The sequence below is a fragment of the Succinivibrio dextrinosolvens DSM 3072 genome, assembly GCF_900167015.1.
Taxonomy (GTDB): Bacteria; Pseudomonadota; Gammaproteobacteria; order Enterobacterales; family Succinivibrionaceae; genus Succinivibrio; species Succinivibrio dextrinosolvens.
The window spans coordinates 51,129-60,608 of record NZ_FUXX01000012.1; the positions used below are offsets into that span (position 1 = coordinate 51,129).

A 9,480-nucleotide genomic window follows, 5' to 3' on the forward strand; every position below is an offset into this window, starting at 1 on the left:
GCATCAAAAAAAGCCCAAATGTCATAAGAGCCGAGCATCATGTTACAATTACAGCTCAGAAAACAGGTTGGACTTATGACATCTAAAATAATAATCGGGCATCTGTATGCTATTTTCATCATAGTGGTATGGGGACTTACCTTTGTCAGCAGCAAGATTCTGCTCAGAGACTTTACTCCGGTTGAAATCCTATTTGACAGATTCTTACTTGCAACCCTGGCACTGTTTGTGGTGTGTCCTAAGTCACTGAAGTTCATTTCCTGGAAGGTGGAGCTTTATTCTGCTCTGGTAGGTTTCTTTGGCATCACCCTTTATTTTGTCTTTGAGAACAACGCGCTCATATATTCAAATGCCGCCAATGTCAGTCTGATTGTTTCTACTGCACCCTTTTTCGTGGGGCTTCTGAACTATTTCCTGGATAAAGATAAGCCTACCTTGAACTTCTTCATAGGCTTCGTAGTGGCAATAATCGGAATATTCTTCCTCTCATTCGGTTCGATGTCCATGAACATCAACCCAATAGGTGATCTTATGGCCATCGGCAGTGCTGTGGTCTGGGGCTTTTACAGTCTGTATGTTGTTAAACTGCAGAGACTGCATGTATCCAGCTTTACCATCACAACAAAATCTTTCTTCTACTCGGTTGTACTGACCTTACCTTTAATGGTGGAAGATTACAGCATCAAGGCAGACCGACTTATAGAGCCGATTAATCTTATAAATTACGCTTTTCTGGCACTTCTGGCCTCATCTTTAAGCTTCTTTCTGTGGTCAAAATCCATTGAATACATCGGTTCGATGAAAACCAACGTTTATATCTACGGCATTCCTGTGGTAACAGCTATTGGTGCAGTATTTATTCTTGACGAGAAGTTCAACATATACAGTGCCATTGGAATGACACTGGCTATTGGCGGTCTGGTTATATCCCAGCTTAAGAAGAAGCAGAGAGAGTCTTAGAGCAGAGTCCTGCCAAAACGGCAGGATCTTCGTTAAAAACTAGTTCTCTGGCGTATCCTGTTCAGCCTTCTCCTTCCAGTTATCAGAGACTGAATTTCCTGCTACAGCCTCCTCAGCAAAAGATGCAACAGCATCAAAGTTTTTTCTGACGCCCATTTTTGTTGCCTTGTACTGAACAACACGATCAGAAGTAATACCGATTGAACCTGCTTCTGATACAGCATCAATATTGGCACCAAGGAATATAAATTCCCATCCTGCTTCTTTCTTATCCTCAATCAGTTTTTTTACAATCTTCTTTGTATACTCATGACTTGAGTTTTCCTTGCCGTCGGTAATAATGGCAAAAATTACTTTATTTTTCTTATCGTTAACTGCGTAATAACCAGAAACCTTATCAATAGTCTCTCCGACACAGTCCAGCAAGGCAGTAGTTCCCTGAGGAAGGTAATCATCACCTGTAATATTCTTTATATCGCTTAAAGGCTTTCTCTCGTGGATATAGTCGGATTTGTTGTTGAACAGCACCGTGGTCACATCGGTTTTAACATCCAGCTTTCGCTGTTTATCCAGCATCGAGTTGAAGCCACCAATGGTATCGCTCTCCATTCCATGCATAGAGCCTGATTTATCCAGAATCATGACCAAATCAACATGATCAAATTTCTTATCGTTTTCTACTGCTGAAAATACAGAGGTAGAAAAAACAGATAGAGCTATTCCAATCAGAACAAAGAGTTTCTTCATATGATTTTCCTTCTAAATTTTATTAATTGATACTTCGATTATAGGTAAAGACAAATTAGAAATGTCTTAGTTTTTTGAGAGAGGTTGAACTTAATAATTATTTGTATTCAAATAATAAAATAATTTATTGAAATTACAAAAAAACGAGGAGTAGATAAAGATGTATCTTAATCACGGTAAATATAGACTTTCTAGGGTAATTAACTGTTTTATTAAATCTATAAATAGTTTATAATAGCTAATAAATTTTATAGGTTTATTATTACATGAACAAAATTATTCCAATCGGACAAGCTGCAAAAATATTAGGAGTTCATGTTCAGACATTAAGAAACTGGGAAAAGTCAGGGAAATTAAAACCTGACAGTATATCGCCCGGCGGTACCAGAAGATACAGTCTTGAACATATTCTTTCTCTTTCAGGTAAGACATTACCTGTTCAGACAGATAACAGATACACCGTTGCATATGCAAGAGTAAGTAGTCACGATCAGAAAGAAGACTTAAAAAGACAGTCGCAGGTGCTTGAATTATACTGTGCTGAACATGGATATGAGTATGAGCTGATTACTGATTTAGGTTCTGGCATGAATTACTACAAAAAGGGCCTGACCTCTTTAATCAACAAAATCCTCAGTAATGAAGTTAAAAGATTGGTTCTTACTCACAAAGACAGATTATTACGATTCGGAGCGGAACTTATATTTTCAATCTGTGAAGCTAAAGGCGTTGAAGTGGTTATTATAAACAGCGGAGAAGATAAGCCTAGTTTTGAGGAAGATTTAGCTAAGGATGTTCTGGAAATAATAACTGTCTTTTCTGCCAGACTGTATGGAAGCAGAAGTAAAAAGAATAAGAAACTATTAGAGAAGATTAAAGAAGCAGCAGAAGCTGACAGGTAACATAAAAGAATGATTGTAGGACAGGTTATTGAGCTTAAGGCAAACAATAAGTTTTTCACTTATTGCAGAAAAGCCTTTGGAGTAAGACGATTTGCCTACAACTGGTGTGTTGCGAAGTTTAAAAAAGACTATGTTGCACACTTGGCTGCTATGGACAGATATACCAGAGAGCTGGCAGAGTATCAAAAATCACCACTCCAGTCTACAGTAGCACCTGTCAAACCTAAACTGCCAACATGGCAGGATTATAAAAAAGAATTCAATGCAATCCGTCTGGAAAAATATCCCTTCACTTATGAAGTAACAAAATATGCGTCACAGCAGACCTTCGTCAATTTCGGAACGTCCGTAAAAAGTTACTTTGAAAATGTAAAAAAGAGAAAGAAGACCAAGGTAAAGAAGAATAGTAAAAAACGAAAAGCATTCTTTCCAAAATTCAAAAAGAAGAGTTACCAGCATGGCTCCTTCTATATAGGCGGTGACCAGGTAAAACTTGTAACAGGAAAATCCTGTTCAAAGAAATTAGAAAATCAAAGTTCCAAACAATATATGAACATTCCAAATTTTGGCTATGTTCAGCTCAAAGAAAAACTAAGATTCAACGGTCATATCAACGGAGTAACCATCTCACAGAGAGCTGACCGCATCTATGCCTCATTCAGTATAGAAATAACTGAAGAGGAATACTGTAGAACACATAAGGCAGCAGTGCAGAATAATACTGCAGCAGGAATTGATTTAGGACTGAAATCAGCTCTGATGCTATCAGACGGAATCAGTATAGAATCACCTAAACCATTAAAAGCAAAACTTAGAAGACTTGCAAGATTACAGAGACAGCTGAACCGTAAGCAGCATCCAAGAGCCAAGGGTGATAAGACGAAACTGTCTCGCAATTACATAAAACACTCCAGAAAGGTAAGTAAACTCTATCTTTCCATCTCCAATATCCGAAAAGATTTTTCTCAAAAGATTACATCGATTCTAGCCAATCACTATGAATACCTCTGTATGGAGGATTTGAATGTGAAAGGCATGATGTCAAACCATAAACTGGCCAGAGCAATCAGCGATGTTGGCTTTTACAATATAAAGAATAACCTTATATACAAGATGGAATATAAACATAGAAAACTTCAGGAAGTGGATAGATTTTACGCAAGCTCTAAGACCTGCAGTAAGTGTGGTGCACTGAAAAAAGATTTAACGCTCAGAGACCGAATCTATGAATGTCCAGAATGCGGCTTAACAATAGATCGCGACCTGAACGCGGCAATTAACCTGAGACAACAGATAAAAAACGTAGGAGAAGCTATCTCCGAACTAATGCCTGTAGAGCTGACGGCTCTGTTATCTGATTTAGCAATAAATGGGATAGCAACCAGCAGTGTTGAAGCAGGAATTTGGTAGAAAACCTATAAATTTATAGCTTTTTGTATATTTTTATAGGTTTTTATAGATCCAAACTAGCGGTTGAGTGTTGGAATTTAGATCATACATTGGCAAAAGTTATTTTTGACTCCTTGTGTCAGTTTAAAGTTCTCGAGAGATACGGATATCCTAATAAAATATTCGATATTGTTAAGGCAAAGCATAACAATATAGACAATACTGAGAATAATGGTGAATATGATAAAGAATGTATTGAATTATGGGAAATTTAGAAAAAAAAGGAGTAGCTTTTGAAAGTTCTGAAGATCACCGGCACCTCATCGGAAATGCTGGTATATTTAAAGGACGGCTCGGTGCTGGAGCTGGAGGGGGAGTTTACCCAGGGCGGGTTTGCCGCTTACATAAGCACCATGCGGCTGAAGGGAAGCGACAGGGCATTATCGGAGGCAGAGAAGGAGGATTACTCTCGTGAAATCCTTGAGTATAACCGTAATCGTGGAAATAAGGATTTCAGAATAGAGCTCTACCAGGATTAAATGATCTGCGGGTGATCTGAGAATTTTCTGAGGGGCAGAAATCCTTGATCTGCTTCACAGGCGGTTTTTAGAATATAGATCTCAGAACGTATGAAAACGCTCTTTCTGTGACAGAGCTTTCTCTCCATGTTCGCATAACTTTAGATTAGGACATATCTCTCTTGAAAAACTGTTAAAAATATTAGTTTCTCCAGAATCCACCTATAGCAATGGCGATTATGTCAGGTTCAACCCCTTTATATAATCAAAGACATTATTTCTGTGCTGCAGTCTGTTCAATCAGTTTTTTAAATCATTGACGATATGATTTTTTCTTTTAAGGAAATCAGTCTCAACTATAAAAACAGCCTTATTATTTATATTATGAAAAAAAAATACGGAAAGATTCCTCCAAAACAATCAGATAAAACTAAAGAAGAAATACTTAAACAGGAAAAAGAATAAAGAGATAGAGTTAGTCATGGACTGCAATTGTTCTCTGAGTATTTTCAGGCACTATGGGACTAACTTGCTTTTTTAACTCATTATTTGTATGGACATTTGTCTGGACACTAGAAACTTTTTCTTGGGAATTATTTGTATTTTCAACAAGTTGTTTTTCTAAATCATTCTTTGTCTAGCCAACTGTCTGGCCATTTGTCTAGCCATTTGTCTGGACACTAGAAACTTTTTCTTGATAATTGTACGTATTATCAACAAGTTGCTTTTCTAAATCATTCTTTGTCTGACCAACTGTCTGGCCATTTGTCCGGACAAACTTTATGAGAATGAACATAAGATTATATGTCCTTTATGAAAACATTCCTTGTCAACACTTTATTAGTCACATCTATAGGGGTGAGGGACACTCTGAGGGACACTTAGTCTAAAAAATTCGATAAAGAAACCATAAGCTTCTTTTCTGAAAGACCATTTTATGTTCTGTTGATTACAATATTCATTGATTCTTTGAAATCCAGTTCCTGATTTTTCGTAGACTATAATGATAAGATTAAGACGTGGCTATGTTTTATTAACTTGCCAAACCCAAAATATCCTCCACCCACTTTCTTTCAATTATCCCCTATTCAATCAATTTCTTGGTAATACTACTGATTGATCTTTTCGATGCATCTGTAACATCTACTAGTCTATCAAGGATAGCAACTCAGAATCCCATTTTTTTCTCGTATAGAGGAATAATTAAAATTTCTCATAACCTTAACCTTTATTGCTTTCCCTTATATTTTAGCTATAAATAAGGGAATAGAGATATAATTAAGGGTATATTATTTGCCTACCTCATTCACCAATTGCTAACCAAAAATTTCTTTGGTTTTTATAGACAATTCTGAAAAAAGCCCAAAAGCTTACTAATTGATTTTGTAGAGATTTTTGGATTTTCAATAACTAATTTTAGAATAGAAGATTTAATGTCCTCTGAGGAATATCTATTCCCCTTCCCTTTATTAATGCCATTAATAGAGTTCTGAAGGATATTCTGAGGGACACTCTGAGGGACATCCTGAGGGACACTCTGAGGGACATTTAGTCTAAAAAATTCGAAAAAGAAACCATAAGCTTCTTTTCTGAAAGACCATTTTATGTTCTGTTGATTACAATATTCATTGACTCTTTGAAATCCGGTTCCCGACTTTTCAACATCACGACTTCTAAATATCACGTCAAGAATCAATCTGTTTCGTTTATTTGATGAAGCATCAAGAGGAAAAAGAAAGGGAAAAGGAGAAACAGAAAAGCTATGACATCGAAAGATAACGTGTCTTTAAAGACCATTAAATCCCCATCGATAAAATCAAGGAGTAAAAATGGATAAATCACTAGAACCCAGAAAAGGAGTCTCGTAACTACGCTCTTCATCTGAAGACTCTAAATGAGCATTGTCCTATTTTGTATGTAATAAGAAAAAGAATAAAACAGTACTATTCCTTAATTTCCCAATGTCCGCTGTATCCACTGCCTGCGAACGATAACTTTGATATTTTACTAATTTCTCTCTCAACTGTTGCGAATTCTCATTAAATATGAACTATATTCCCACAAAATAGATCATTATTCTTACAATTTTGATCTTAATTCTTTTATATCGGATCGTTATTCTTTTATTTTTCAACGTTAATATCATCTCTTTGAGACCTGCTCCAATAATAATATTTTGTAATATTTTCTTCTCTAGTGAAACTTTTTTTATCCGTAAACGAGTATGCGTCATGTGACGTTTTTTTAAGGAATACCGAAATGGATATTAAGAAAGTTAGAGCTATATGCATGGAAGTTCTGGGTGGGTATAAGCACAGAGATATTGCCGCCAAATACGATATTTCACCGAGTCTGGTATCTAGATTTAGAGAACATCTAGCTAATGCAGGATATTTACCCGGCATCGGCAGCTGTTCAGATGTCTCATCTATGACGGATTTGGAGCTTGCAAAGATTATCTATCCAAACGTAACAGGGATAAAGAATGGCTCTGTTGTAGTTGTTGGCAGACCAAGACCTGATGCTTTTGTTCCTGATTTTGTTTACCTCGCCAATCAGGTCATAGATTCAAAAATCACCAGAAAGCTTTGCTTTTCTCTATATCTTGAGGACTGTGAAAAAGAAAACAAACGAGCCATCTCCAAAAGTGATTTTTACAGAAAGCTTTCATTTGAAATAAGAAAAATCATTGGAACGAAAGTATACATGCCTCAGGAGCATCCGTACGGGCAGGAAGTATGTATAGATTTCTGTGGTCAGACGTGGGCTTATATAGGAGCAGACAAAAAATTAAGGCATGCACCTATCTTTGTTATGACCTGGTCTGCTTCATACATGACCTATGCATGTGTGATTGAACGTCAAACAACAAAATGCACATGCGAGGCTATAGGAAAAGCCTTTCAATATTTTGGATATATTCCTCTTACATTACAGTTTGATAACGGAAAAGCAGCAGTAACCACTCATATTAAAGGTAGTGAAACCATATTCAATGATTCTTTCAATGAATATATGAACAGAATAAAGGTTCCTGCGATAACCTCAAATCCAAGATCACCAACATATAAAAGCTGTGTTGAAGCAATGGTTGGGGTTATTGAAAGAAACATCCTGCCAATAATGAATCACGATATCAATCTATCTCTTGAGGAAGTGAACTGCAACCTCATTAGACAGGTAGATAAGGTAATAAATAAAGCAAGATATAGAGAAGGAAGCTCAAGAACCAGAGAGTATCTTTTTAAAACTTATGAGACCGCCAAATCACGCAAGTTTGAAGGTACTATCCCTGAATTCTATGAGCATATCCCTTGTCTGAAGGTTGGTTCTGATTATACGGTTGACGTAGATGGAACAAAATACTCTGTTCCTTATACATTAGCTGGAGAATATGTATCTGCATCAATCTCTGGGAAGCAAATCAGAATCATGTACGAGTTGCAGGTTGTTGCAACTCATACCATCTCTGATAACGGCACACATCAGATAAAACTTGAACATATGCCGGAAAGCCATCGTTCTGTTGTTGAAAAAAAACTCAAGTATCCTTCGGCAGAAAGCATTTATGCAACAGCTCTTTCCATAAGTGAGCCTTTATATCGGTTCAGTAAATGTCTTATTCAAAAAATGGGATTTGATAATGGCAAAAAAGGCTGTATCAGACTTATTAACAGATATCGAAGCAGAAGCTGTGTTCGAGAACTTATGGACGAGGCAATTGATAGAACCTTAAATGGAGACTCGCGACTATGGAACAGCAATACTGTTTTAGACAATTATAAGGAAGTAAGTAAAGAAGCAATCTTTAATAATGGCAAAGTAGCACATCAGACAGAGCTGAACTTCTGTGCAGATCCTCATTTTGCCCATCTCAGGAGGCAGGACTATAACAGTCCAGGAATTAACAGAATCGACAGATATGTGGAAAGAAAAATCAACTATATATCCTCAGACAATAACAGTGTTGAATCAGCTGAAGATTCTAAGGAGCCTTTTGTAAGAGCTTCTAATGTGAAACCTAACTGCTAGGAGATAAAGTCATGAGTATTGCAATTACTGAAAAACAAAAAGAGGTTCTGATAAGACTAAGACAGGAATTAAGGCTGGATGGTTTTGCTTCGGAGCTCGAAAACCAATATGAAAACCTTTCTATTTATGCAGGACTAACATTTGAGGAAAGACTAATATCATGCATTGAAAAACAGGAGCAAGCAGATAAGGAAAGGAAATGTGCAAATCTGATAAAAAGAGCAAAACTCAAGGATCATTTAAGATTATCAGATCTAACCAAAACATCTCAGTATGGATTATCTAAAGAGACATTGGCCTCATTAGCCTCACTACAATGGGTTACAAAATGCTGCAATATTATAATCAGCGGCTCCTGCGGTGTAGGAAAAACAGGACTTGCAAATGCACTTGCCTATAACTGTTGTTCTAATGGTATATCTGTAAGGAATTATCGAACCTCTGACTTACTTTTAGAACTGTCTGCTAAGCAAGGCATGGAAAAAATTAAATTTATGAAGAATCTGCAAAGGTATAACGTATTGATTTTAGACGATTTGGGATTAGCGCCGATAACTTCTGAGGAAACACAGGATCTATTTAACATACTTGACGATAGATATCGTGTTGCTCCAGTAATTGTTGCAACACAATTAAAATTGGAGGGATTAGCTATTTTTCTGGGAAATGACACCAAAGCAGAAGCTGCTGCAGATAGATTGCTTCATCCTTCGATACATATTGAATTAAAGGGGCCATCAAGAAGAAAGTAAAAAAGTAAGATAATCCATCGCAATCTTAAAATGTATTGTGATGGATTTGTGTTTTGAAATAATGGAACGCAGTACAAAAATAAAATATTAAAGTTCAATTTTATTGGTTAAATTTTTTTAGGTAAGGAATTATTGATCTGTTTTAGAAGGAACAAAATTTATTTACTTTGGGATTTCGCA

Annotated in this window: 7 protein-coding genes; 6 read left to right on the forward strand and 1 reads right to left on the reverse strand. The window is 36.4% G+C overall.

Annotated features, from left to right (window positions below; translation table 11 throughout):
* The first annotated feature begins 39 nt into the window (after positions 1–39).
* Positions 40–960 carry a DMT family transporter gene (locus tag B5D46_RS04950; protein ID WP_078928508.1) on the forward strand — a complete coding sequence of 307 codons (921 nt, stop codon included), beginning with the start codon at positions 40–42 and terminating at the stop codon, positions 958–960.
* Positions 961–999: 39 nt separating this feature from the next.
* Here B5D46_RS04950 and B5D46_RS04955 read toward each other — a convergent pair whose 3' ends face one another.
* Complete coding sequence (locus B5D46_RS04955; RefSeq protein ID WP_078928509.1) at positions 1,000–1,707, reverse strand: vWA domain-containing protein; 708 nt, start codon at positions 1,705–1,707, stop codon at positions 1,000–1,002.
* Positions 1,708–1,973: 266 nt separating this feature from the next.
* Between B5D46_RS04955 and B5D46_RS04960 the strand changes: the two genes are divergently transcribed.
* From B5D46_RS04960 to B5D46_RS04995, 5 genes are all read left to right on the forward strand, one after another.
* Positions 1,974–2,609, forward strand: coding sequence for an IS607 family transposase (locus B5D46_RS04960; protein ID WP_078928510.1), 636 nt, complete (start codon positions 1,974–1,976; stop codon positions 2,607–2,609).
* Positions 2,610–2,618: 9 nt separating this feature from the next.
* Positions 2,619–4,019 (forward strand): RNA-guided endonuclease InsQ/TnpB family protein, encoded by a 1,401-nt coding sequence (locus B5D46_RS04965; protein WP_078928511.1) that lies wholly within the window; start codon positions 2,619–2,621, stop codon positions 4,017–4,019.
* Positions 4,020–4,291: 272 nt separating this feature from the next.
* Entirely contained in the window at positions 4,292–4,537 is a 246-nt protein-coding gene (locus tag B5D46_RS04975; RefSeq protein WP_078928513.1) for a hypothetical protein, read from the forward strand.
* 2,238 nt (positions 4,538–6,775) lie between these two features.
* Positions 6,776–8,548, forward strand: a complete 1,773-nt coding sequence (locus tag B5D46_RS04990; RefSeq protein ID WP_078928516.1) for a Mu transposase domain-containing protein — start codon at positions 6,776–6,778, stop codon at positions 8,546–8,548.
* A gap of 11 nt (positions 8,549–8,559) precedes the next feature.
* Positions 8,560–9,300, forward strand: a complete 741-nt coding sequence (locus B5D46_RS04995) for an ATP-binding protein (RefSeq protein WP_078928517.1) — start codon at positions 8,560–8,562, stop codon at positions 9,298–9,300.
* Positions 9,301–9,480: the final 180 nt, after the last annotated feature.